17 protein-coding genes are annotated in these 23,721 nt (G+C 47.7%); 15 read left to right on the top strand and 2 right to left on the bottom strand.

What is annotated here, in order from left to right:
* The first annotated feature begins 22 nt into the window (after window positions 1–22).
* The 8 genes from DC20_RS21575 (at window position 23) to DC20_RS21540 (ending at window position 8,954) form a co-directional block, all read left to right on the top strand.
* The gene (locus DC20_RS21575; RefSeq protein WP_062546116.1) at window positions 23–2,182 is read left to right on the top strand and encodes a TraM recognition domain-containing protein; all 2,160 of its coding nucleotides are present in this window, start codon (window positions 23–25) and stop codon (window positions 2,180–2,182) included.
* Between the two features lie 189 nt (window positions 2,183–2,371).
* Window positions 2,372–2,911, top strand: coding sequence for a GIY-YIG nuclease family protein (locus DC20_RS21570; RefSeq protein WP_169788223.1), 540 nt, complete (start codon window positions 2,372–2,374; stop codon window positions 2,909–2,911).
* A gap of 887 nt (window positions 2,912–3,798) precedes the next feature.
* The gene (gene fucP / locus DC20_RS21560) at window positions 3,799–5,136 is read left to right on the top strand and encodes an L-fucose:H+ symporter permease (RefSeq protein WP_062546113.1); all 1,338 of its coding nucleotides are present in this window, start codon (window positions 3,799–3,801) and stop codon (window positions 5,134–5,136) included.
* Between the two features lie 142 nt (window positions 5,137–5,278).
* On the top strand, window positions 5,279–5,578 hold the full coding sequence (locus DC20_RS22500) for a UxaA family hydrolase (protein ID WP_071885673.1): 300 nt from the start codon (window positions 5,279–5,281) through the stop codon (window positions 5,576–5,578).
* A 110-nt stretch (window positions 5,579–5,688) separates the two neighbouring features.
* On the top strand, window positions 5,689–6,453 hold the full coding sequence (locus DC20_RS21555) for an SDR family NAD(P)-dependent oxidoreductase (protein ID WP_062546112.1): 765 nt from the start codon (window positions 5,689–5,691) through the stop codon (window positions 6,451–6,453).
* A gap of 30 nt (window positions 6,454–6,483) precedes the next feature.
* The gene (locus DC20_RS21550) at window positions 6,484–7,341 is read left to right on the top strand and encodes a fumarylacetoacetate hydrolase family protein (RefSeq protein ID WP_062546111.1); all 858 of its coding nucleotides are present in this window, start codon (window positions 6,484–6,486) and stop codon (window positions 7,339–7,341) included.
* Window positions 7,328–8,161, top strand: a complete 834-nt coding sequence (locus tag DC20_RS21545) for an amidohydrolase family protein (RefSeq protein ID WP_083470474.1) — start codon at window positions 7,328–7,330, stop codon at window positions 8,159–8,161. Before DC20_RS21550 ends, DC20_RS21545 begins: the two co-directional genes overlap by 14 nt.
* Window positions 8,162–8,171: 10 nt before the next feature.
* Window positions 8,172–8,954, top strand: coding sequence for an L-fucose dehydrogenase (locus tag DC20_RS21540; RefSeq protein ID WP_062546110.1), 783 nt, complete (start codon window positions 8,172–8,174; stop codon window positions 8,952–8,954).
* 416 nt (window positions 8,955–9,370) lie between these two features.
* Here the strand turns inward: DC20_RS21540 and DC20_RS21535 are convergent, their stop codons facing one another.
* Complete coding sequence (locus tag DC20_RS21535; protein ID WP_316934529.1) at window positions 9,371–10,171, bottom strand: AraC family transcriptional regulator; 801 nt, start codon at window positions 10,169–10,171, stop codon at window positions 9,371–9,373.
* 1,036 nt (window positions 10,172–11,207) lie between these two features.
* On the opposite strand from DC20_RS21535, the gene DC20_RS21530 reads away from it, so the two are divergent.
* From DC20_RS21530 to DC20_RS21495, 7 genes are all read left to right on the top strand, one after another.
* The gene (locus tag DC20_RS21530; RefSeq protein ID WP_062546108.1) at window positions 11,208–12,911 is read left to right on the top strand and encodes a helicase associated domain-containing protein; all 1,704 of its coding nucleotides are present in this window, start codon (window positions 11,208–11,210) and stop codon (window positions 12,909–12,911) included.
* Between the two features lie 355 nt (window positions 12,912–13,266).
* The gene (locus DC20_RS21525; RefSeq protein ID WP_062546107.1) at window positions 13,267–13,602 is read left to right on the top strand and encodes an L-rhamnose mutarotase; all 336 of its coding nucleotides are present in this window, start codon (window positions 13,267–13,269) and stop codon (window positions 13,600–13,602) included.
* 210 nt (window positions 13,603–13,812) lie between these two features.
* Window positions 13,813–14,829 (top strand): zinc-binding alcohol dehydrogenase family protein, encoded by a 1,017-nt coding sequence (locus DC20_RS21520; RefSeq protein WP_062546106.1) that lies wholly within the window; start codon window positions 13,813–13,815, stop codon window positions 14,827–14,829.
* A gap of 1,005 nt (window positions 14,830–15,834) precedes the next feature.
* Window positions 15,835–17,040, top strand: coding sequence for a glycoside hydrolase family 88/105 protein (locus tag DC20_RS21510; RefSeq protein ID WP_062546104.1), 1,206 nt, complete (start codon window positions 15,835–15,837; stop codon window positions 17,038–17,040).
* 187 nt (window positions 17,041–17,227) lie between these two features.
* The gene (locus tag DC20_RS21505) at window positions 17,228–18,718 is read left to right on the top strand and encodes an alpha-L-fucosidase (RefSeq protein WP_062546103.1); all 1,491 of its coding nucleotides are present in this window, start codon (window positions 17,228–17,230) and stop codon (window positions 18,716–18,718) included.
* Window positions 18,719–18,792: 74 nt separating this feature from the next.
* Entirely contained in the window at window positions 18,793–20,499 is a 1,707-nt protein-coding gene (locus DC20_RS21500) for a glycoside hydrolase family protein (protein ID WP_245652381.1), read from the top strand.
* A gap of 130 nt (window positions 20,500–20,629) precedes the next feature.
* Entirely contained in the window at window positions 20,630–22,153 is a 1,524-nt protein-coding gene (locus DC20_RS21495; RefSeq protein WP_083470473.1) for a glycoside hydrolase family 28 protein, read from the top strand.
* Between the two features lie 180 nt (window positions 22,154–22,333).
* Here DC20_RS21495 and DC20_RS21490 read toward each other — a convergent pair whose 3' ends face one another.
* Window positions 22,334–23,203, bottom strand: coding sequence for an AraC family transcriptional regulator (locus DC20_RS21490; RefSeq protein WP_062546101.1), 870 nt, complete (start codon window positions 23,201–23,203; stop codon window positions 22,334–22,336).
* Window positions 23,204–23,721: the final 518 nt, after the last annotated feature.

Raw genomic sequence — 23,721 nt, 5'->3', positions numbered from 1 at the left:
CGCTGGAGCTAACGCTTCTGATATGAACATTCCATCCGCTAAACCACTGGCAAACCAAGCCCAGAATTTAGTTTTAGGGCTGGCAGTGCTGATGTTTTCAATTGTCCTTGGGGAGTATTATATGTTAACCCATCCTCATGCCGTTTACCAGGCACGGCTCGAGGAAAAGGCTTTTCCGCAGTACGGGAGAAAAGATTCACCCACAGGTAAGCAGATAAGGAGCCGGAAAGAGAGCCTTCACCCCCGCGATGCAGACGCAGTGCCCCATCCTAAACCCAAATTGCGGGAAAGGAAACAGCGCCTAATGAACCGCCTCCTTTTGAGAGCCGCAGGATTCTATGACAAAGTGGGTGCCCCTATACGGTGTGCAGTATTGGTTGCCTCCCTATCCTTGTTGTCGGTGCAGAAACCCTCAGCCAGGAGACCGGGCCAGCCCCGCAGGAAGCCTTTGGGAAACAGGGTCAGGAAGCTAACCCTTCTGCTCAGCGCATTGGTTTATTCCCTCTGCGCGTACGTGTTGGTCTCCATCTCAGATTACAGCTTTCCATTTATCACCTACGCGTACCCCATTGCTTTGGCTGGGGCAGTTGGCGGCAGCTTCGTTTGTGGGTGGGTGATCGCGAGGAATAAGTCGCCTGAGTTCGGTCTCTCAACCGCGAGGAAGAGGATGGATTCGCCGAATGGATTTTCGCTTCCCACCCTGGATGGCGGGTTCATCAACGTGCCCAACGCTTTCCGGGGGAGTTTGGTGTTAGGGGGTGCCGGTGCCGGGAAGTCCTTTAGTATAGGGGAACCGATTATTGAGCAATTCGCCGAGAAGAACCTGGCGGGGATCATCTATGATTTCAAGTTTCCGGTATTGGCTGAGGTGGCGCAGCGTGCCCTGGCAATGGCCAGTATAAAAAGGACCATCGCCAAAGACGAGTCCCGGCAAGATGGGGGAAGCCCGGAAGTGCAGTTGCATGTCATCAACTTTCGGGACTTGGGGCGGACGGAGCGTGTCAATCCCCTGCGTGCGGAGGATATGCCGGTAGTCGCTTTCGCCGAGGAGTACAGCCGGGCCATCGTCCATAACCTGAACACAAGCACTATCCGTAATCCCGGGGAGTTTTTCTCATCCAGCGCAATAGCCTTCCTGACTGCGATTATTTGGTTTTACCGGAAGAACTACCCTCGGTACTGCACCATCCCGCATGTGGTTGCCACAGCCTTGCACAAGGATTACAGGCATGTGCTGAGCATGCTGGATACCGATCCGGAATGCGGGGATTTGGTGAGAAGCCTGATCACAGCCGTGGAATCGAAAGCGGATAAGCAAATCGCCGGGGTAGTCGCCACCCTGCAAATCATCCTGACCCGGATAAACAGCCCGGAGATGGTATGGGTCCTAACCCCGGACGAGGAGAGGGGGGAGGGGTTCTCCCTCAACCTCAACGACCCCGCGCAACCGAAGCTGCTGTGTATCGGCAATGACCCCACATTGAAGGATTCCTTCTCCCCGGTGATCAGCTGTATCATTACCGTGGCCCTGAAGCTGATGAACCAGCAAGGCAAACACCCCAGCTACGTTTTTCTGGACGAGGCAGCTACCATTTACGTGCCAGGGCTGGAAGTCATTCCGGCAACGGCGCGAAGCAATAAAATCGCCACCGTTTACATGAGCCAGGACCTGAGCCAGATGGTGGACAGCTACGGGCGGGAGAAAATGCAGGTGATGGTCAGTAATCTGAATAACTGGTTTATCGGCAAGGTGAACAATATGGAAACAGCGGAGCTGATCTCCAGGGTAGTAGGCCGTGAGGAAAAGGAGATGGTGTCCCTTAGCGAAGGGAGCAGCACGGCCGGGCAGGGGCGCCGAAACCGTAACCGCGGCCAAAGCGTCAGCTTCCAGGAGCGTAACCTGGTTCGGATCCAGGATGCCATCGCCTTGGGGCAGGGGGAATTCATTGGCCAGACCGTGGAGACAGATACTCCTTTCTTCCAGGGTTTCATCTCCCGGGAGGATGCCCCCAGGGAGCGGACGCCGTTGGAGCCCTTCTCCCATTTCACGGACCGCAATGAGATGGCCCAGGGGGCGGAAATACAAAGCACCATTGTGCAGGCGAACTTCCGGAAAGTGCGCGATGAGGTGAGTGAGACTGTGGAATTATACCCGAATTTATTGGCCGTGGGAGCAGAATAGGGAAGTTACGGTACGTGGCAAGCAATAAGGCATTCCCGTGGTGTTATTTATGGACTTTCCAGCTCTTTGGAATAGTTAAGTTGGATTATGAACTGGTGAGGGAAGTACAGGGATCTATTCAGTTCCTGTCTTAGCATTGCAACCTTGATGTTTTCTGACTTCCTTATATCAATTACCATCCCCTCCTACATGCGGAGAACAGCTCCAATAAGCTACGCAAATCAGGCCTACAGCAATGGGGAGTTCGTAAAAGGGGCAGCGGGTGGGCGAAGCACCAGCTACGCCGCCAACCAGTACCGGGAGCTCTCAAAAAAAATGGGAGTGAGAAGCAGGTACATGGGATCCATTTTTGTTGAACATTCAATTTATGCGTACCTTAAGGGTGCCACCAAGAAGCGCTACATGAGGTTAGAAGATTTTTCTACATACAGCAGGGAAGAGGTCCTGAGGAATTTCAAGGAGTTTCGCTATGTCAGGGACAACCAGTCGTACTTCCTCTATCTGATCTTTACTGCCGGGGCCTGCGTGTACGTGGGGGAGACCAGCAACATCTTCTGGCGGATCGTCAAGCACCGGGACAAGTGCGCCGATGACTCCATCATCTATCTTCAAGAGTACCCTGACAAGGACGTCGTGCTCAAGCTGGAGAAACACTACATCCGCGTGCTCAAACCAATGTTCAACAGCCGCTACTGCCAGGCTGGACAGTTGGAGCTGTTTCGTCTTTAAAAAGGGCACTTTTATCTTTCCTGTGCCTTGTTATGGGGGTTCCATCCCTCCAATCCATTTTCAATGGGAATTATTTGAAAAATAAAACCAAGAAACTCCGACTCTGATCTTCTTTTCAGGATGTGGGGAACACTGCTTTACAGCTTGCAGACTTCACCTTATCTTCTGTTAAATAGCTTTTAAACTTCTTAATGTATCCCAACCTGTTCCCTCCGGAAGGTAACCGGCAAAAGGTTGTGTCCTGGCATGTAAGGAAAACCGCTCCCAGGAGTTTTCGCAAAAATGCACGGACCTTACATCTGCGGGAGTCACTTCGAAGTAAGCTTCGTCAAACTTCCAACGATGGAATCTGTTGGCCTTGATCACCAGGAAATTCCCTGATGTAAAGCGTTGAATGCTGTCGCCTGTAAACTGCATTCCTTCCTGCTTGGGATTAGGGATAAGCCCTACCTCAGGGCTGCAGTGCCTTCGGAAACTGGTATAAAGTGACAATGCTCAAGGATTGAGAAGGGCCGGAGGACACCTTTGACCGTTGCGCTTTTCTTTTAAAAAAAGGGTGTTGGGATACAGCTTTGGGGGGTAGAAGCACTTCTTTATACTAGGATGATAATTTTTTAATAATTGTCCTCTAATAAGTGCTTTATTGAAGAAAATCATATTTATAAAGCTGTTAATGTTAAAATAGCTTAATAAATGGCTAATAAGTCAGAATTTTGAAAGGCTTTAATTCTCTTTCTTTGTAAGAATAAGCATAGGGATTGAGGGTAGAGGATAACATTGATTATTTTCCAAAGCTATCCACAAAGATGCTGCATGAAACTGATGTGTCTGGAAAATAACCTCTCCTTCTCATCTATCCTTTGATACAAGACTAAAGAACAAAGAAAATGGAATCAGCCAATAAGGAAGTTTCGCTTTTTAGATCAGGCAGCGTTCTGCCGTTTGTTCTTATCACCAGTCTTTTCTTTGTGTGGGGGTTGGCTAACAACATGACAGATACGTTACTTGCCGCCTTTAAAAGGATCATGAGTATGTCTGATTTCCAAACCTCCTGGATACAGATTGCTTTTTATGGGGCTTATTTCTGCCTTGCCTTGCCTGCTGCTATCCTTATTAAAAGGTACACCTATAAAACGGGCATCTTGGTAGGGTTAGGGCTGTTCATCCTGGGATCCTTGCTTTTTTACCCTGCCAGCCTTACTATGTCCTATGGATTCTTCCTTCTGGCGTTGTATATATTGGCCGGTGGTCTGTCCATTCTGGAGACAGCGGCAAATCCCTACATCATTGCGTTGGGGCCAGAAGAATCCGGAACCCGGCGGTTGAACCTGGCTCAGTCATTTAATCCCATAGGTTCTATCTCAGGGGTATTACTGAGCAAAGTGTTCATTTTGTCCCAGCTCAAACAACTTAGCGCTGAAGAGCGCGCCACGATGGATCCGGATAAGCTTGCAGCCGTGCAGTTAGATGAATTGGAGGCAGTGATGGCCCCCTATGTGGGAGTTGCACTTTGCATGGTTGTCCTTTGGATCTTGGTCAAAGTAACAAAGATGCCCAAAGCATCTGATACCGATTCCAGATTGGATCTTCTTCCCACTTTCAGAAGGTTGGCAAAAAGGCCACACTATGTTTGGGCGGTTGTGGCTCAGTTCTTTTATGTAGGGGCGCAAATTGGCGTATGGTCTTTTTCAATCCGCTATGTCATGCAGGAGTTGAAGTTGAATGAGGAGGCCGCCTCCAACTACTACATATACTCTCTGGTTTTATTCATGGTCTGTAGGTTTGTATTTACAGCGCTTATGAAATACATCCTGCCGAGAACCCTATTATTGGTGACCGCCGCCGCTGCGATCACACTAACGCTTGTGGTTATCTACGGTAGCGGTCTGGTAGGGGTATATGCGCTGATCGGAATCTCTGGATGTATGTCCCTAATGTTTCCCACCATCTATGGGATGGGACTTGAAAGCTTAGGTGATGATACAAAGATTGGCGGTGCGGGACTTATTATGGCTATACTAGGTGGTGCTGTGCTTACCTCTGTTCAAGGATATTTCTCTGACCTGACCCAGGAGATAAGCGTGGCATTCTATGTGCCATTGGCTTGCTTCATGGTGGTAGCCCTGTATGCCCTGGGCGCAGGTAGATTCGAGTCGGCTAGACAGAGAGCCAAAGACGATGATACCACGAAGACGCCTGTTTACAGCATCCTGCAAAATTCTTAGATTACCGAGATGCATCAGGATGGCTGGGTATTTTAGCCCATGATCTGGAAGACATGAACCTTTCCCCGGGAATATCAAAGTTGGCCTGATCATGGATGCCATCAAGTCTGCGGGAGCTGCCTAAGAAGGAGGTACCGCTCCTGTGGCAGATGTATTGGGCTATTGGCAGTATGTGCGTACGTTCGGGCTTTCTTTACTCTGTACGCCTGGCAATGATGTGGAATCCACTACCGGCCTGGCTGGGGCAGGATGTAAGGCGATACTGTTTGCCACTGGATTGGGAACGCCCACCGGCAACCCGATCTGTCGAGTGGTGAAGTTGTCAGGCAATACAAACTGGGCTAAACGGCTTCCCTATATCATAGAACTGGTTGCGGGCCCATTGTCCGTGGTGAAAAGACTCTGCAGGGATTTGGGGAGGAGTTCCCGGAGTATGTCATAGGCCTAGTCAGCGGAGAATACGATACCAAGGCTATGCTATGCAGTTGGGCCAGGTTGCGCTTTTGTTTCCGGAAACGCGGGGTTTCTCTTTATTTAATTTTACTAGACAAGATGTTTAAGTTAACAGGAAAAATTGCGGTTGTAACCGGTGGGGGAAGCGGGATAGGCAAGGCCATATCCGTGGTTTTCGCCCGCCAGGGAGCGGAGGTTCACATACTGGAACTCCGGGAGGAGTCAGCCCGGGAAACGGTGGCAGAGATACAGGAAGCGGGGGGAAAGGTTGAGGCGTACAGCTGTGACGTAAGCAAGCAACAGGAGGTGAATGCTGTTTTTGGGAATATCCCGAAGGTTGATATTTTGGTAAACAACGCCGGTATTGCCCATGTGGGAAATCTGGAGGGTACCACGGAGGAAGATTTAGATAGAATCTATGGAGTAAATGTAAAAGGGGCCTATAATTGTTTGCGGTCGGCTGTGGTGAAGATGAAGGAACAAGGAGGAGGGGCGATCCTGAATTTGGCCTCCATTGTTTCCCATGTAGGTATCCCGGATCGGTTTGCTTATTCCATGAGCAAAGGGGCCATTCATGCTATGACCATGTCTGTGGCAAAAGATTATCTATCCGCGAACATCAGATGCAACAGCGTGTCACCAGCCCGGGTGCATACACCTTTCGTGGATGGTTTCATCTCCAAGAACTACCCAGGCAAGGAAGAAGAAATGTTTCATAAGCTTTCCCAAACCCAACCTATCGGACGAATGGGAAAACCGGAAGAGGTGGCCGCACTCGCCCTTTTCCTTTGCTCTGCAGAGGCAGGGTTTATCACCGGCTGTGACTATCCCATCGACGGAGGCTTTATCAAGCTAAACAACTAAAGTCAATACATCGGAATCAAGTAATTTAAAATGAAACTATTCAGATTTGGTGAGCAAGGCCATGAAATGCCGGGTGTTATTATGGGAGATATTCAGTATGATGTATCTGCCTTTGGCGAGGATTACAACGAGGCTTTTTTCCAGAGTAACGGGTTGGAACGCCTGCAGCAGTACATACAGGAAAATAGAAGCCATTTGCCTGAGGTTCCCAAAGATGTCCGCTTAGGCTCAGCCATCGGACGTCCCTCCAAGATCATATGTATTGGGCTCAACTACGCCGACCACGCCCATGAGACGAATGCAAAGATACCAGAAGAGCCAATCGTCTTCTTCAAGGCAACCTCTGCCCTCTGCGGCCCCAATAACCCAGTGATTATTCCAAGAGGATCTGAAAAACTGGATTGGGAGGTTGAGTTGGGAGTGGTCATCGGTAAAAAAGCCAGTTATATCTCAGAGGAAGAAGCCTTAGGGTATGTAGCTGGCTATGTTTTGCATAACGACTACAGCGAGCGCGCCTTCCAACTGGAGCGTGGCGGACAATGGGTGAAAGGCAAAAGTAATGACACCTTTGCGCCGGTAGGGCCCTTCCTGGCCACCCCAGATGAGCTGGGAGATATAAATAACCTACGCCTCTGGCTAATGGTGAACGGAGAAAGTAGGCAGGATGGGAATACTTCCAACCTCATCTTCAAGATACCATTTCTTATTTCTTACCTGAGCCAATTCATGACGCTGCTGCCTGGCGATATGATTACAACAGGCACACCTGCGGGAGTAGGGTTGGGGATGAACCCACCTGTATACCTGAAGCCTGGTGACGTGGTGAAATTGGGAATTGATGGTTTGGGGGTTTCAAGACAAGAAGTCAAAGGCTATGCTGCGGATTGACGCACATCAGCATTTCTGGCAATTTGATCCTATCCGTGACAGTTGGATAACTGAGGAGATGTCTCTTATCCAGCGCGACTTTCTGCCTGAAGACTTGGAGCCTGTCTTAAAGCGGCACGGATTTGATGGGTGCGTGCTTGTCCAATCTGCCCAACCCGAAAATGAAAATGCCTTTTTGTTGGAGGCTGCCCAACAGCATGGGTTTGTCAAGGGAGTTGTAGGGTGGGTGGATCTTATGGCAGAGAATGTAGAGGAGCGCCTGGCATCTTATACCCATCACGAAAAGCTGAAAGGGTTCCGGTATATTCTTCAGGGGGATCCTGATAGGGCCATTATGTTACGCCCTGAGTTCAAAAGGGGGATTTCACACCTGAGGGAGTATGGCTATACCTATGATGTCCTGATCTACCCTGACCAGCTGGTGTATGCGGCTGACCTGGTCGGGGCTTTCCCTGACCAGCCTTTTGTGATTGACCACCTTGCCAAACCATATATCAGAAGCGGGGAAGTGGAGCAGTGGAAGAGGGATATAAAATCAATTGCCAGATATGGAAATGTGTGGTGCAAAGTATCGGGCCTGGTGACTGAGGCTGACTGGCGGAACTGGAACAAGGGCGATTTCATCCCTTATCTGGAGAGTGCAGTGGAAGCTTTCGGAGTGGAACGTCTCATGTACGGCTCAGATTGGCCAGTATGCCTTGTGGCGGGGGCATATGGGGAGATACTTGGCATAGTGGAGGAGTATTTTTCATCCTTCAGTAAAACGGAGCAGGCTGCCCTTCTGGGGGGCAATGCCGCATCATTCTATCATTTAACATAGGAGACAAACCATGGATTTACGATTGCAGGAAAAGGTGATCATTGTGTCTGGTGGTGCCAAAGGCATTGGGGAGGGGATTGTGAAAACATTGGCTGCCGAGGGCGCAACCCCTGTTATTCTGGGCAGGAACGAACAGGACAACCTGGCTACGGTGGCGGAGGTGGAAAGTAGTGGAGGCAGGGCTGCCCAGTTTGTGGCGGAGCTCTCGCAACCCCAGGAGTGTGAGAAGGCTGTCCAGGAGGTGCTGCGGCAGTTTGGGCGGATAGACGGCTTGGTGAACAACGCCGGGGTCAACGATGGGGTTGGTTTGGAGAATGGCAGTTATGAAGGCTTTGTGGCTTCCCTCCATAAGAACGTCATCCATTACTACCTATTGGCGCACCATGCGCTGCCGGCTTTGAAAGCCTCCAAAGGAGCCATTGTGAACATCGGTTCCAAGACAGCGGAAACAGGGCAGGGAGGCACCTCTGCGTACGCCGCTTCCAACGGTGCCAGGAACGCCCTGACAAGGGAATGGGCCGTAGAGCTGCTACCCTACAGCATCAGGGTGAATGCAGTGATTGTGGCTGAGGCATGGACTCCCTTGTACCAGAGCTGGATCAGCACCTTTGACAATCCGGAAACCAAGTTAAAGTCAATCATTGAGAAGATACCTCTTGAAAAAAGGATGACCACTTGCTCAGAGATTGCTGCCATGGTTGCTTTTTTGCTCTCCCCACAGTCAAGCCACACTACAGGGCAATTGATTCATGTGGATGGTGGCTATGTACATTTAGACAGAGCGTTAAGTTGATAAACCAGCAGGGTTACTTCTTTTGGTTTTTAAATCGTGGAAGGGACTGCAAAGGGATATCCATTCCCCGTGGCTTACAAATGCTCTGACTCTTGGAGTGGGAGCCCCTGTAAATAAAATGTTCCAAATGCAGGTGCCAGTGTTGGCAACTCCCCGCCTGCCGGGAAACCGAGTGCCGTGGCTTGTGCCATAGTGGAATCCCTACTTCTCGGCAAGGCTGGTGTGTTCCAGGGCAGTCAGCCACTTTGTTAGGGAAAAAGGTCTGCATAATGCTTTTCCAATAAGTAAAGCATGTAAAAAAGGCTTCTTAGCCAAGAAGCCTTGTCGGGAAGGAAGTATGAAATCAATCCAAGTCGGAGGGGCCTTTCCTTTCGGATCAAAGCTAAAACAAGGAAGACAGTTTAGTTAATTGGGTGTCAAAGTCCTGTTCGGATGTATTGATTCTGGTAAGACTGCGGCGTTTTGCCCATGATTCCTTTGAAGTTCTTATGGAAGCAACTGAAATTGTTGAAGCCGCTCTCATAACATAGTTGCTTGATACTCATTTTATTGGCAATAATTAGTTTGCAGGCGAAACCTACCCGTATTTCTGTAAGAAACTGGGTGTAAGTTTTACCTGTCCTTTCTTTGAAGTAGCGGCAAAACGAATTAGGGATTATGCCTGCAATACCGGCAATCTCTTCAAGGTGTATTTTTCTTTTGAAGTGCGTGAGGGTATGTTCGTATATCAAGTTGAGGCGTTCGCTCTCAGTGTCGGAGAGGTCTGTCATGAACCCAAAGGAAGAAAGCAGTTGAAGCCCATCTTCCTCCGCAATCACTGAGAGGCATTCCAATAAGGCTAGCATCCGATGAACACCTGTGGAGTGTTGAATCCTGCTCATAAGCTTTTTCACCTTTTGTCCTGTCTTGCCCTTTATCAGAATCCCTCTTTTGGCTTTGTCCAGCAACACCTTCAACTGTTTAGTCTCCGGTAGATTCAAAAAACGGTCTCCCCAAAAGTTCTCCCTAAAATGGATGGCAGTGGAAAATGCGACTGCATCATTGTTGTCGCACAGGTCCAATTCATCATATCTCCAAAAGTGGGGTACGTTTGCCCCAATCAAGACAATATCACCAGGACTGAAGCGCGTGATGCTGTCCCCCACAAGCTGCATTCCGCTTCCTTTATGTAAATGAATAATCTCAACCTCTGGATGGTAGTGTAATCTGTTGTTCATGTACGGGATTTTATTTTGACGTACACTAAATGAACCGGTGGGGTCTGTGTCAACTTTGAGCAGGTGAGGCTTCATGATCTACTTCATGTTAAAAGTACCAATTGAAATTTAGGATAACAGGCCTTGATGATTTGATCTATTTCAGAATTGAAAGCAAAAGGATTAGGTGCTGCTTGTACTGGCGATTTGAGGGTATTGCGCCTTTTTGCATTACATCGCAGCTTCCAGGATGGGAGGAAAACCACTGCTACCTCATAAACACCTCCTTTGGCAAACTATTTAGCAAAGACTTTATCAAACCTGTGTTTCGGGCATCTTCATAGGATCTGACTTGCATCATGATGGGTATGGTTTGCTTTCCCCTTTTGTCCTCAACCAGCTACAAGACCATAGGAGTGTTTTATGACCGGTGGCTTGACTACCCATGTGTCGAGATAGAAAGGTTGTCTTCAACATCAAGGCCAGGTATTAGCTGAAAAAAGGAACATGTTACAGGGATTTGGATTTCAAGAGGCAACTCTTCAAAGGATCCGGTTAATGATTTCTTTGTCTTTGGCAAAAGCTGCCTCTTTGATTGTAGGTCCGGTTTTATTGCCATGATTACGGCTTCTGGCTTTGTCCAAGAGGGTAGCATGTAAAACAGCCCCTGATGATATCCGAGATAAATATTTCTGCTAATTCTTATAAACAGGATAGTGCAGGACAGTAGACTGCTATACGGAACATATATTTATACTTAAATAACGTATTTAAGTTTGAATATACCTAACCTTTGTGTTCGATCAGCATCCTTTGTCTACTCTCCTGTCATCCGAGGTTCGGATTAGGGCAGTTCTGTTTCTTACAGAAGGTAAGAGGATAGGCTTGGGCAAGCTGCTGTTTTTACAGGATGGCTTCTTCGCTGCCCGTGTCTTTCAGAGTATGCTCTCCAGAAAAAAGGAGCGTCCTTAGAACTTCTCAAGGTGCTGATGCTTAGGGAGTCAAGCTGTGTAATGGAGAATGATAATCCGTAATCAATGATAAAATTGAATGTGCTATGGCAAATTTGGACAAAGCTCTTTTCAATGGGGAGTTCCTTGAAAGATGGTATCAAAACTATCATGAATGCAAAGCCTACAGCAGGGGAAATAAACCTGCCGCCGAGGATGTTGAGGATGAGTTAAAGAAGTGGGTATACATCCAAGGCCGCATCAGGCACATGCTCCCTCCTGAACTGAGAAGTAAGCTATCCGCTTTAGACATCGACTTTGAAGAGAAGGGCCATACCTGGGAGTCCATGTACAGGCAGCTAGCCAGCTATGCACAGCAGAATGGTCATGTGTGTCTGCCCTCCGACCAAAGGCATGAAGACCTGAAAGACTGGCTGATACGGCAGGTTATAGGTAAACGGCTCCTGGCACAGAATCAGTTTCAAAGGCTGGACCGCCTTGGGGTGGATTGGGGAATGTTTATAAGCAGGGACTACCAGTGGGAGCAAATGTACCTGAGGCTAAAAGACTTTCATGATATATTCAGCCATTGCCGCGTACCTCAGAACTGGCCGAAAGATAAACAGCTTGCCCTTTGGGTATTAGTGCAGCGCCGGATGCGCAAGAAGGATAAACTGCGGGAAGACCGAGAGCAAAAGCTCAGCAAGTTGGGGTTTGTTTGGGACATAAGGGCCGTACGTGCGTCCCGGTGGGAAATGTTCTTACAACAGCTGACAGCTTTTTACCGGGCGCATGGCCACTGCAGAGTTCCAGGCAAGTATGAAAAGCTAGTAGGCTGGATTGAAAGGCAAAGGCTTGCCAGGAAAAACAATTCGCTGTCTGTAGAACGTGTCCAGCGGCTTGATGAAATAGACTTTACCTGGAGCTGTGAGGGCGATAGGGAGAAATGCTGGGACAGTATCTACACGCAGCTCCGTGCCTACCAGCAAAAGCATGGGCATTGCTTTGTGCCCGTCAACTACAAAGAGAATAAAACACTCGGTACATGGGTAGGTACCCAAAGAACATTGGAAGCAAGAGGCAAGCTTGACTTAAGTAAAAAGAAGAAGCTGGATGAATTAGGCTTTGTGTGGAGCAGGGATGCGAAAAGCCAGTTGAATGCTGCCTATGATGCTCAATGGGTTGCTAATTATGAAAAGCTGAAAGATCATAAGCGGGTATATGGCTCCTGTCAGGTGTCTTTGAAGGTAGACCCGACGCTACAGCGATGGACCTGTTGGCAGCGGAGGCACTTCTATCAGGGAAAACTATCACAGGATCGCATAAGCCTTCTAAATGAGATATTTTTCCCTTGGAGCCTCCAGGAGGAATACTGGATGAAGATGTATAATGCTTTAGCCGCCTTCAGAGATAAGTTTGCCCATACGGAAGTTCCAAGTCAGTGGGAACCCAATCAGCCACTGGCCGCCTGGGTATACAAGGTGAAATCAAGCAAGGCGGAACTGAGCCCCCAGAAGATCGAGCTGTTGGATAAGCTCGGTTTTAATTGGACACTGATTCGTAAAACGGTGGTTCCATGGCATGACATGTACGATCGTCTTGTAAGGTTTAAGCAGGAACACGGGCATACACGTGTTCCCGCAAACTGGCCGGAGGATCCAAAATTTAGTAAATGGGTTTGTCGGATGCGGCACAAAAGAGGGAAACTTGATCCAGGGCGAATCTCTCTTCTGCAGGCAATCGAGTTTACCTGGAATGCTAAGAAGTCAACCGGTGCCCTGAAACATCATAACCAGACACAAGTTTGTTAGTTGAAATTTCATAGGAATCAGTCAAAGCGAGGGATTTATTCAGGTGGCGGTTCCCGGACAGTGCCTTTTGTAAGTGTCTAGGCAAACAGTAACCAGGATTGTTCTTTGTTGGTGCTGAAGGAATTCCTGAGGTGCTTTTTTATACTTAACAGGAATGAAGAAAGGTTGGGTTCTAAGGGTCTTTTCCCCATCCCTGCGACCTACAACGGGTACGGCAGCGGTGTAGAACCAATCGTAGGGGACAGTGAATCCGGAAACCGGAGGCGAGGCTTGCCTCTCCTATAGGTACAGTAGCAAAGCAATTTTCCGTGCAGGTGAATGCAGAAGGTAGGCTAACTCATTGAAAATATAAAGCATGAGCAAGAACAGGTATTGCCTGGCACTGGATTTGAAAACAGACCCAGTGCTGATAGGAGAATATGAGCGCTGGCATCAGGATGTTTGGCCTGAAATCAAAGAGAGTTTGCGGGTTGCAGGAATAGTAGAGATGGAAATTTACCGGATCAGCAATCGGCTATTCATGATAATGGAGACAAATAGCTCCTTCAGCTTTGAGCGGAAAGCAGCGATGGATCAGGCAAACGAGAAAGTACAGGAGTGGGAGCAATTGATGTGGAAATACCAGCAGGGGATCCCAGGGACGGTGGATGGGCAAAAGTGGGTCCTGATGCATAAGATGTTTTCACTGTAGGCAGGAAAACTGAAATCTATGTCCCAGCTGATTGACAGGGCGCCGCGCATCGTAGAAGGCTGTCTCCTCTCCTTCCGCCAATCAGAGCAGGTTGCTTTTTTCGGCGGGAATGCCCGCCTATCAAATAATCTCTTTAAAAGGGAAGAATAAGGCCAATGCTGACACGTGTTGAATTTCAATGAATTAACTCCATTGCTTTAGATATTTTATATGAAAAAACTAGTTTGTGTTACTCCCGGTCAATTCGAATATGCCATAGGCGAACCTCCTAAATCGGAAAAAGGAAAAGCTGTTATCAAAATAAAACGGGTAGGTATTTGCGGGACAGACTTACATGCCTTTGAGGGCACGCAGCCATTCTTTGAATACCCTCGGGTATTGGGCCACGAATTGTCAGGTGAACTGGTTGATTTTGATAACACGCCAGGTTTTAACAAGGGTGAGGCCGTAACCTTTGTTCCTTATTTTGATTGTGGTGAATGTATTGCCTGCCGCTCAGGTAAACCTAATTGCTGCTCGAATATCAAGGTGTGCGGTGTGCATGTGCATGGTGGGATGGTAGAATACTTATCCGTTCCCAGCTCCTCGCTTGTGCATGGTGATGGACTTAGCTTTGATGAATTGGCATTGATCGAGCCGTTGGCTATCGGGGCACATGGGGTTAGACGCGCGGCGGTACAGGAAGGGGAGTATGTGTTGGTGATAGGGGCAGGACCCATAGGATTGGGAATCATGGAGTTTGCGCGTATAGCCGGTGGGTTGGTAATCGCTATGGACATCAATACTGATCGCCTCAACTTCTGCAAAGAAAGGCTAAAAGTACCCCATACTATCAACGCTCTTGACAACAACACAGGTGAACGTTTAGCAGAGATAACAAACGGCAATATGCCTACTGTTGTAATAGACGCCACGGGAAGCTCAAAAGCGATAAACAACGGGTTCCAATATATGGCGCATGGAGCAAGGTATGTGTTGGTGGGCTTGCAGAGAGGAGATATTTGCTTTAGCCACCCAGAGTTTCATAAGCGTGAGTCTACCCTGATGAGCAGCCGCAATGCTACCCGTGAGGACTTTGAACATGTGGTTGCCTCTATGAAATCTGGATTGATTAACCCTACGACCTATATCACACACAGAGTTGATTTTGACCAAGTGAAAGATGAATTTAGCAGCTGGCTTGATCCGGCAAAAGGAGTGATAAAGGTGATGGTAAATTTAGAGTAGACTCTGCCCGATAGCCTCGATGGCGTTTGTAACCCGATCTCCCGAAACAGAGGGAGCATCAGTGATCAGTAGAAAATGCGGTTCCCTATCAATCCAGCACCGTCCCCTTGACTTGGGGATAGGTACTTGGTTTGGATGCATCGATAGGTTCCGCTACAGCCAGGCCGTCTATGCCATACAAGCCCCGCTCGTGTTGTTTTTTCATTCCTGGTACCGCAATGTGCATTAGGCAGGATCACTGCTTTCTTAGATTCTCGCTTGTATAGCCATATTATACATGCACTATCGCCCCCCTTTGTAAAATATGTGGGCGATGGGGAGTTCCTTCTGGCAGGTAGCTTATGTGTCTCCCCTCAGGCCATTTACTTTTCCTTGCGGAAAGGTGAGCTTCAATAAAGGATGAGTTTGCGCCAAAGACCCTCATTGTCATCCTTATGTAGGCGTGCGTGAACCCTGGAAAGCTTATGCTTCCTATGCTTTCCGCTAACCCATTTACAGTAGCCTTTTTGTCCTGCCCAACAACCTGAACCATCATCGGAAAGGAAGCGACTGCCCGTAAGGAGGATTAAGCTAAAAGGGTGTTTATCTAGTTTTAAAGCACGGAGCAGAGCCTTCAGCGCTTTTCCTCAGACTAACAAATATCTTGTAGAGCGGCCTACAAACATTGCAATGCCACCATCAGTTAAAAAATACCCCATTTAGAGGTAAGGCCCTGTTTCAAATTTTCGGGGCACAGGTATCGTGGAGCTGAAAATGCTAAAAAGCAGGATGCTGCAGGATACAACAGGTTGATATTACAGAAAATAAATTTTATATTTAAAAACAATTTTTATATATGTAATTAGGCTAGCCGGGGAAAACAGCCGCAGGGTGTAAGGCTCTTATTTCTTTTCACTGAAAAGCAGTTAACCTTATCCTATTCCCCTGGCAAGGAAACATATTCAATAATAGCGGTTCTCGCTAAGAAGCGCTGCTGTTAAATACCTAGTATAGAAAGAAGCAATCATGATCAAAAGCCCGGAGAATACAAACAAGAACTTAAACAGATCAGTACTGTTCCTGATTGTTATGTTCATGCTAAGTTCATGGACAAGCCTTTCATCCCTGGAAGGTCCTCGTTCCCTGAAGTGGTCCGAGAGAATGGCACTCTCTGTCCTGAAAAGGAACCCATGGATGACTGAGCTTCCTGGTAATACATCCTGGGGCTATACACAAGGGTTGATTTATTATTCTTTTGAAAAGCTTTCCCATGAAAGCAGCAATGGGCGGTACCAGCAGCTTGTGCAGCAGTATGCTGATAAAATGATTGATGAAAAAGGGACTATCAAATCTTATAGGACAGATGCCTTTAACATCGACAACATCAATTCGGGCAAGATACTCTTCGGCCTGTATGAGTCGACAAAAGATGAAAAGTATAGGTTAGCGATTGAAGGATTGCGGAATCAGCTAAGGTGGCAGCCCAGAACGACCGAGGGTGGTTACTGGCACAAACTGAAATACCCCTGGCAAATGTGGCTGGATGGTGCTTATATGGGGGCGCCCTTCCTGGCGCAGTACGCCAAGGTTTTCAATGAGCCAAAAGGTTTTGATGATGTAGCACAGCAACTAATTCTGATGGAGAAGCACCTGCGGGATTCAAAAACCGGGTTGCTGTACCATGGTTGGGACGAAAGCCGGGTGCAGGACTGGGCGGACCCGCAGACAGGAAGGTCCCGGAACTTCTGGGGCAGGGCTATCGGATGGTATGCTATGGCAATAGTGGACGTATTGGATTATTTTCCACCGCAGCATCCAAAAAGAGGGGAGCTGGTGCAAATTCTACAACGTCTATCGGTGGCCCTACAAACTTATCAGGATAAGAAAACAGGTCTTTGGTACCAGGTGGTTGATCAGGGAGGAAGAGAAGGGAACTATTTAGAAGGGTCAGCTTCGAGTATGTTTGTTTATGCCCTGGCTAAGGGGGTAAACAAGGGTTACCTGGACAAACAATTCAAAAAGGTGGCGGAAAGAGGATATAAGGGAATACTTGATCATCTGATAGAAGTCAAAAAGGATGGGGAAATCAGCATACACCAGGTCTGTGAAGTTGCCGGGTTGGGTGATGGCCGTGATGGCTCTTATGCATACTATATAAATGAATCAAAAAGAACAGACGATCCAAAAGCGACAGGTCCTTTCATTCTGGCCAGCCTTGAGTTAAAAAAGTAACGGCTTTGTCAGATAGGATGGACGCAATACCTGCTGCCGATAACGCGATAGAGCAACCTTTAATCGGTAGCACAGGGCAGAAGCTTGCTTAAGGTTGGTTTTCCGACGCCTCTGAACAGAAGTTACTTGGGGGCAGCAGTGCCTCTGCCCATATAAGCTAAAGTAAAATATACAATATCACCTGGCAATGACTTCAAGATTCCTATATACAGCAATACTTTGCCTGCATTGGGCCAGCTATTCCTGCGCGCAGAAAGCCGTAAAAACCTTCACCCATACGCAAAACAAGCAGGGTGCCTCCACCACTTACCAGCCTAGTTGGAAGTCCCTGGAAAGGCACGATGAAGTACCGGAGTGGGTAAGAGACGCCAAATTTGGGATCTATGCCCACTGGGGAGTATATGCTGTTCCGGCCTACAACAATGAACATTACATTCAGCACATGCACAATGAAGCCGATTATGCCAAGCTGGGGACACATAAACGGCATCTAGCGGTGTATGGTCCTTTGTCAGAGTTTGGTTACCATGATTTCATACCTGAATTCAAGGGGGAAAAATTCAGTGCGGAGGAATGGGCTGACTTGTTTGTCAAAGGGGGGGCTCGTTTTGCGGGTCCTGTAGCAGAGCACCATGATGGTTTCGCCATGTGGGACAGTGAGGTAACGCCGTTCAATGCAAAGGACATGGGGCCTAAACGGGATATTGTGGGCGAATTGGAAAAGGCTATCCGAAAGAGGGGGTTGAAGTTTTTCACCTCACTGCATCATGAGCTGAATTATACAAACGTAAAAGTGAAACCTACCTGGGAGGCCGCCGACCCGAAGTATGCCAAATTATACGGTTCTCCGATGCCTGAAAAGGAGTGGCAGCAAATGTGGCTGGATAAATGCCTGGAAGTAGTAAATAAGTATCACCCAGACATGATCTACCATGATGCCTGGCTGGAACAGGTGGATGAGGAAAAAATCAGAACTTACCTGGCACACTACTTCAACGAAGCAGCGTCCAGAAACCAGGAGGTGACTGTCACCTCAAAAGGAGGGGACATCCCCTACAACGTCGGAATGGAGGATCATGAGAATTCCAATCCGGAGCAGATCAGCAAAAGCCCCTTTCTGAGTGACTATTCAATCGGTGAGGGGTTCTCCTTTTCCTGGGGGTATACCGAGGGGATGGGAATCAGGACAGCAAAGGATATTGTGCATAAGCTCGTAGAAATAGTAAGTAACAACGGACAGATGCTGTTAAACCTGTCGCCAAAGGCAGATGGTACAATTCCTGAGGATCAGAGACAGGTAGTGACAAAAATAGGCATGTGGCTCTGGACTTTCGGGGAAGCCATTTATGAAACACGCCCGTTTAGGGTCAGTGGCGAGAAAACCGAAGGAGGGAAGCGGGTCCATTACACCCAAAAGGGGAAAGATGTATACATCATATTCCTGGACTGGCCTGGCGGTGAGGGGGAAATGACCACCCAAAAAGATATGCCGGTCAGCTTGAAGCAACTGACAGCAGGGAATCTGAATGGGAAAGTGAAGGCGGTAACCCTGCTGGGTTTGAAAAAGCTTGAGAATATTCCCTTCAATGCCACCAGTCAGGGACTAACGATCACCATACCGGCGAAAACACGTGTGCCTTCCGAAATTGCCCATGTATTCAAAGTTGAAATAGAGTAGGAGCTTAGGCCATGAGAATACACAAAAAATATGTATTTCCCGTTGCGGCCGTTGCGTGCTGCTTCTTTTTCGCCATGGGGAACCCTTCCGGGGAAGGCATGGGAAAAGGGGGCGATAACGTAAAGAATGCCATTTACGCCCGGAAAGGCACCCCACAGGTGGCTGCCTGGAAAGCTGCCTCCTTTGAAATCGCGGTTCCAGGCTATGTTACTTTTCCAACCACAGCCTATGGGCATGTGTTCTCCGGGAGAAAGCATAACATTGTGCGGGTAGCACAGGAAATAAAGGGGCTCACGGGGGTACAACTTCCTGCCGAGCAGTATGAGAGCGGGGCGTATACACCGCTAAGGCTAAAGTTCAAGGAACCGGTGAAGGTGCTGGTAGGCACCTTTCAGGGGGAGGACAGAAAAGCTTTCCGGCAGGTAAGTGGTGGAGGCGGCCGGCAACTGGTTCTGGAAAACGGCCTTACCGTTACTGGCTTGCCGCCTGTTGACGTCTATGCTATTCCTTACCCTAAAGGAACCCATGTCATCAACCCGGAAGGTAAGGGGTTGTTCACAATAGTAGGGGTGGTAAAAGCCGACCAACAACTTACATATCGCAATGCAGAACTGCCCGATGGCAGACAATGGAACCCCACCTATATAGTAGAAGGTTTTTCTGACGAAAGTCCATTATTTGACGTTGTTGGCGGGCCGGGAAAACCAGTGGTGGAGGAAGGAATGCCTGGTACGGAGGGAATACAAGGTGGCTTTGAGGGTGGGCGTTGTGTGAAAATAGGGGACACTTACCATATGTTTCCTACCGAACGTGCCGGTGAAATAGGGGTAGAGGCTTATTACGATAGGGTAAAAACCCGCATCGGCCACTGGACAAGTAAGGATGCCATCCACTGGAAGAGGCGGTCTACCATATACCAGGCCAGTGGGAAGTATGCCGTAACAGAAGATGACAATCCCATGAATGATCGGCGAGGGGCTATCTGGTCGTTTATGCCCGTCTTCAGTGAGCAGGCTAACCGTTGGTACGGATATTACCTGGCTTACACGGTGCACAAAGAGATAGAGCCAAATCATTCTTTTGGCCGCATCTGGAGGGCAGAATCCAAGACTGCGGGCATTGAGGGGATAGGAGGGCCCTATGCGGACACAGGTATCATCATGGAACCAGGACTTGATTCCCAACCCTGGGAAGGGAGGCAAGGCGTGGCTTCTTTCTTCCCTTACAAAGTGGGAGACCAATGGCTGGGGTTTTACAGTGGAGCTTACCCTTTTGCCTCCTGGAAAGACTACCCGAAAAAATCCGGGAAGGGCTGGTTCATAGGCCTTGCGGAGGGTAAAAGTTTGGAAGGCCCCTGGATAAGAATGGATACCACCGTAAATCCTGTGACATCCATGCATCCGTTTTTCATAGAGAACCCTATTGTAAGTCAGCTTCCAAATGGTTTGTACATAGCTATATTCGATGGGGGCCCTGATGGATGGGGGCATCATCTACCTAATATGATGGGGTATTCACTTTCTAAAGATGGTTACAACTGGTCCGAAGCCCGCTACTGGCCCATTGAAACCAAAGTGAATAAATGGTGGGACATTATGCGTACCCCCCTGTGCTTGATCCCCGAAGGAAACGATATCTATACTGTGGTGTATGCAGCTATCGACTTAAAAAGGCGATTCCATCCGATGGGGATGGTGAAGCTGAAGCTGAACAGGGAGGTGCTGGACACCAGGAAAAAGCTTTTGGAAAAAACACGGAGAGGGAACAACGCGGAGAGGTAAATCATGGGCAGGAGGCATGGAATCCCTGGTCTGTACCTGTTCTCCATAAAGCGGGGCTTTTTTTGCGCAAGCAGTGCAGTCCTGGGCTTCGGATACCCTTCCTCACCCGTAACGATCGAGAACACCTCCCATGAATCCTATCCAACTAACAGAGAGCGGATCTGGTGCAAAACCGGGATCAACTGCTCCTGGAACACTGAAGGCAACGGCAATATCGGTTATCATGAAGTTCCCCAATCAGAATAGGAAAACCGCCAGCCTCCCTGGCAACGGCCCACAGGCTGCACGCATCACAAGAAAACACCGGTTAGCGTGGCTTATTGTGTGGGGTGCCATGCTGCTGGCGTCCTGTATAAAACAGGCAGCTGCCCCGCTAGGGGATAGCAGCAGAAGAATATACGATGTAACCCAGTATGGTGCCGTAGGAGATTCTGTCACCGTAAATACAAAAGCTCTCCAAAAGGCGATTGATCATTGCCATGCGGCTGGTGGCGGTACCGTGCTGGTTGCAAACGGTGTTTTTTCCTCCGGTGCCCTTTTCCTGAAGGAGAACGTTCACCTAAAGGTGGACAAAGGGGCTAAGCTGAGAGCCGTGGCAGGCCTGGAAAATTATCCGATATTAGTAAATACCCGGATTGCCGGCATTGAGATGAACTGGCCCTCTGCCTTTGTTAATGCAATTCAGGCTAAAAATGTAAAGATATACGGAGAAGGCACTATAGATGGCTCAGGTTATTACTGGTGGGAAGATTACTGGACAAAGCGAGACAGCTTATCAAAGACAGTGCCCGGTGATTTGATTGATTGGCATGTGCCTAGACCCCGGCTTATACTTTTTGATAAAGTCTCAGCATCAGAGATACAGGGGGTCAACTTAAGGAATTCAGGCTTTTGGACAGTACATATCTGTTATAGCGACGCCATAAAAGTAACAGATGTGGTCATTTACAATCCTATTCTTGAAAAAGGTAAGAAAGCCGCCAGTACTGACGGGATAGATGTGGATTCCAGCAATGATATCATCATTCGTAACTGCTCTATCTCTGTGGACGACGATTGTATTGCCATCAAATCAGGAAGAGGATCCGATGGGCTGCGCGTGAACATGCCTACAGAGAATGTTTTAATTGAGAATTGCTTTTTTGGGACCGGTCACGGAGGTGTCTCCCTTGGAACGGAAACAGCAGGGGGAATAAAGAATGTAATGGTGCGCAACTGCAAAGCCGATGGAAACCAAGCCCCAATAAAATTCAAGCCTCGTCCCGGCCGTGGTGGAGTTATAGAGAACATCACCCATGAAGGCTGGGAAATTAAAAACGTGGGCACTGTGATTGACTATTCCTTTCGGAAAGTTGACGGGAAAGACTACCTGGATGAATGGCAGAATATCCTTGTGCCCTTCTATAAAGCAACTCCAAAGTACAGGAACATAACCATCAGAAATGTAAATGCCACTAATTCCGGGAAAGCCATCAGCTTCCTGGGCTGGCCTTTAGCGCATGCTGAAAACGTTATTTTAGAGGATATAAGTATTCAAGCGAAAGAAGGGGCAAGGTTTCAGTACGTAGATAATCTGCTGCTGAAAAATGTAAGGATTCAAACCGAGGACAAGCCCATGGACTTTGTGGAAGTCTATAATAAGAGACAACAATAAGGGGCAGCTGATTTAGGGGTTGCGAACAGGTATATATTAATTTATAAGCTTTTATCAGGGGAAAAGGCATGTCTGGCCCTTCTTAGTGCATTCCCATTGGGATCAGGGTTTAGTTTTCTTACCAGAACCATGGTGGAAGCGATGGGTCCTGGGAATGGGGAATAGTTGGGAAATGCAGGGTCAGGTATTCAGATACTTTCTTTTGTACTCAAGTGGTGTCATATTCATCACTTTCTTGAAATGCCGATAGAAGTTAGACACATTGTTAAACCCACAGTCAAAGCAGATAACTTCAGTGGAAAGCTTATCTTCCACCAAAGCCCTGCAGGCATGGCTTATCTTGATCTCTGTTAGGAAATCATTATATGTTTTCTTTGTCATCATCTTAAAGTAACGGCAAAAAGAGGTTATACTGAGATTGGCTACAGACGAAATCTCCTCTAAACTGATTTCTTTTTTGAAATTGGACAAGGTGTAAGAGCAAACCCTGTTCAGCCGTTCAGTTTCGATTTCATTTGATTTGTAAAAGACATGTTCGGAAGTGATCGTTTCTATGTCTTCTGTCTCAGCTAGTTCCTTTATCACCGAGAGAAGCAGAATCAGCCGGTCTAAATTTTTTGCTTCTACGGCCCTTGTCATCAAATCGGCTATTCGCTTTTTTGCTTCACCTTTGATCACAAGCCCTTTTTTAGCCTTTTCATATAGTTTTGGAATCAGGTATGCTTCTGGTAAGTTCAGAATATCACGCCCCAGGCAGTATGGCAGAAACTGAATGACAATCGCCTCCACTTTCTGCCTCGCCCCCCCCTGAAAGTAGTCTTCTTTGCAGCGCCACGTATGGGGCAGGTTCTCTCCCAGTAAGATCATTTCCCCGGCGGAAAAATTATCAATGTTGTCTCCGATAAACCTGACGCCTTCCCCTTTTATAATGTAATGGAGTTCCAACTCAGGATGAAAGTGCCATACTGACCCAAAGTCAGGCTGTAGTTTATGCATTATATTGAAAGAACTCTGCAATTCTACCGGGACCTTGTGAAAATGCGGCTTCATGGTTTTAAGATGTTTAAACTCTCAGTGTAATCTTTTGTAAAGTCCTGTCAGGAATTTAGTTTTTAACCAGGCAATGTTTGCTTGTTATTCAGAAACTTATTTAAGAAGGGTTAATAATTGAAAATATAGCAATAAATATGCTTTAACTCAACTCCCATAAATAAATTTTGAACTTACAGTATGTTTATAAGGGAAAATTCTTTTTATTAGTAAAATAATGAGTATAAAAGAGGGTTAAATCAGTTCCGGTGAGTTACCGGTCCCATGGTGCAATGGAGAGAATGCACCAAGGAAAGTTAACCCCTCAATCTGAAGGGTAAATCCAGTTTAGTTCAAGCGGTCTTATTGAAGGATAGGAAAATGGAGGATGGCGTCTTCCCTTCTGAAGATTGTTGTAAGCAACAGAAGGACACAGTGTTCCTTATTTCCATATATGATAATATCCTATAGTTATTGGAAAAGAACAGACAGTGTCCCCATGCTTTTTGCCGCTAATTTTAATGGTTCAGATTGGGCCC

The sequence above is a fragment of the Rufibacter tibetensis genome, assembly GCF_001310085.1.
Classification (GTDB): Bacteria; Bacteroidota; Bacteroidia; order Cytophagales; family Hymenobacteraceae; genus Nibribacter; species Nibribacter tibetensis.
The sequence above is the reverse complement of the archived record's forward strand: the minus strand, read 5'-3'. Positions and strand labels throughout refer to the sequence as shown.

Bases quoted from the DNA above. Each gene is read 5' to 3' on its own strand.
- DC20_RS21575 (WP_062546116.1), top strand. From the start codon at position 23: ATGAACATTCCATCCGCTAAACCACTGGCAAACCAAGCCCAGAATTTA.
- DC20_RS21535 (WP_316934529.1), bottom strand. From the start codon at position 10,171: ATGAACAACAGATTACACTACCATCCAGAGGTTGAGATTATTCATTTA.
- DC20_RS21530 (WP_062546108.1), top strand. From the start codon at position 11,208: ATGGCAAATTTGGACAAAGCTCTTTTCAATGGGGAGTTCCTTGAAAGA.
- DC20_RS21505 (WP_062546103.1), top strand. From the start codon at position 17,228: ATGACTTCAAGATTCCTATATACAGCAATACTTTGCCTGCATTGGGCC.
- DC20_RS21490 (WP_062546101.1), bottom strand. From the start codon at position 23,203: ATGAAGCCGCATTTTCACAAGGTCCCGGTAGAATTGCAGAGTTCTTTC.
- DC20_RS21510 (WP_062546104.1), top strand. From the start codon at position 15,835: ATGATCAAAAGCCCGGAGAATACAAACAAGAACTTAAACAGATCAGTA.
- fucP (WP_062546113.1), top strand. From the start codon at position 3,799: ATGGAATCAGCCAATAAGGAAGTTTCGCTTTTTAGATCAGGCAGCGTT.
- DC20_RS21550 (WP_062546111.1), top strand. From the start codon at position 6,484: ATGAAACTATTCAGATTTGGTGAGCAAGGCCATGAAATGCCGGGTGTT.
- DC20_RS21545 (WP_083470474.1), top strand. From the start codon at position 7,328: ATGCTGCGGATTGACGCACATCAGCATTTCTGGCAATTTGATCCTATC.
- DC20_RS21540 (WP_062546110.1), top strand. From the start codon at position 8,172: ATGGATTTACGATTGCAGGAAAAGGTGATCATTGTGTCTGGTGGTGCC.
- DC20_RS21570 (WP_169788223.1), top strand. From the start codon at position 2,372: ATGCGGAGAACAGCTCCAATAAGCTACGCAAATCAGGCCTACAGCAAT.
- DC20_RS21555 (WP_062546112.1), top strand. From the start codon at position 5,689: ATGTTTAAGTTAACAGGAAAAATTGCGGTTGTAACCGGTGGGGGAAGC.
- DC20_RS21520 (WP_062546106.1), top strand. From the start codon at position 13,813: ATGAAAAAACTAGTTTGTGTTACTCCCGGTCAATTCGAATATGCCATA.
- DC20_RS21495 (WP_083470473.1), top strand. From the start codon at position 20,630: ATGAATCCTATCCAACTAACAGAGAGCGGATCTGGTGCAAAACCGGGA.
- DC20_RS21500 (WP_245652381.1), top strand. From the start codon at position 18,793: ATGGGGAACCCTTCCGGGGAAGGCATGGGAAAAGGGGGCGATAACGTA.
- DC20_RS21525 (WP_062546107.1), top strand. From the start codon at position 13,267: ATGAGCAAGAACAGGTATTGCCTGGCACTGGATTTGAAAACAGACCCA.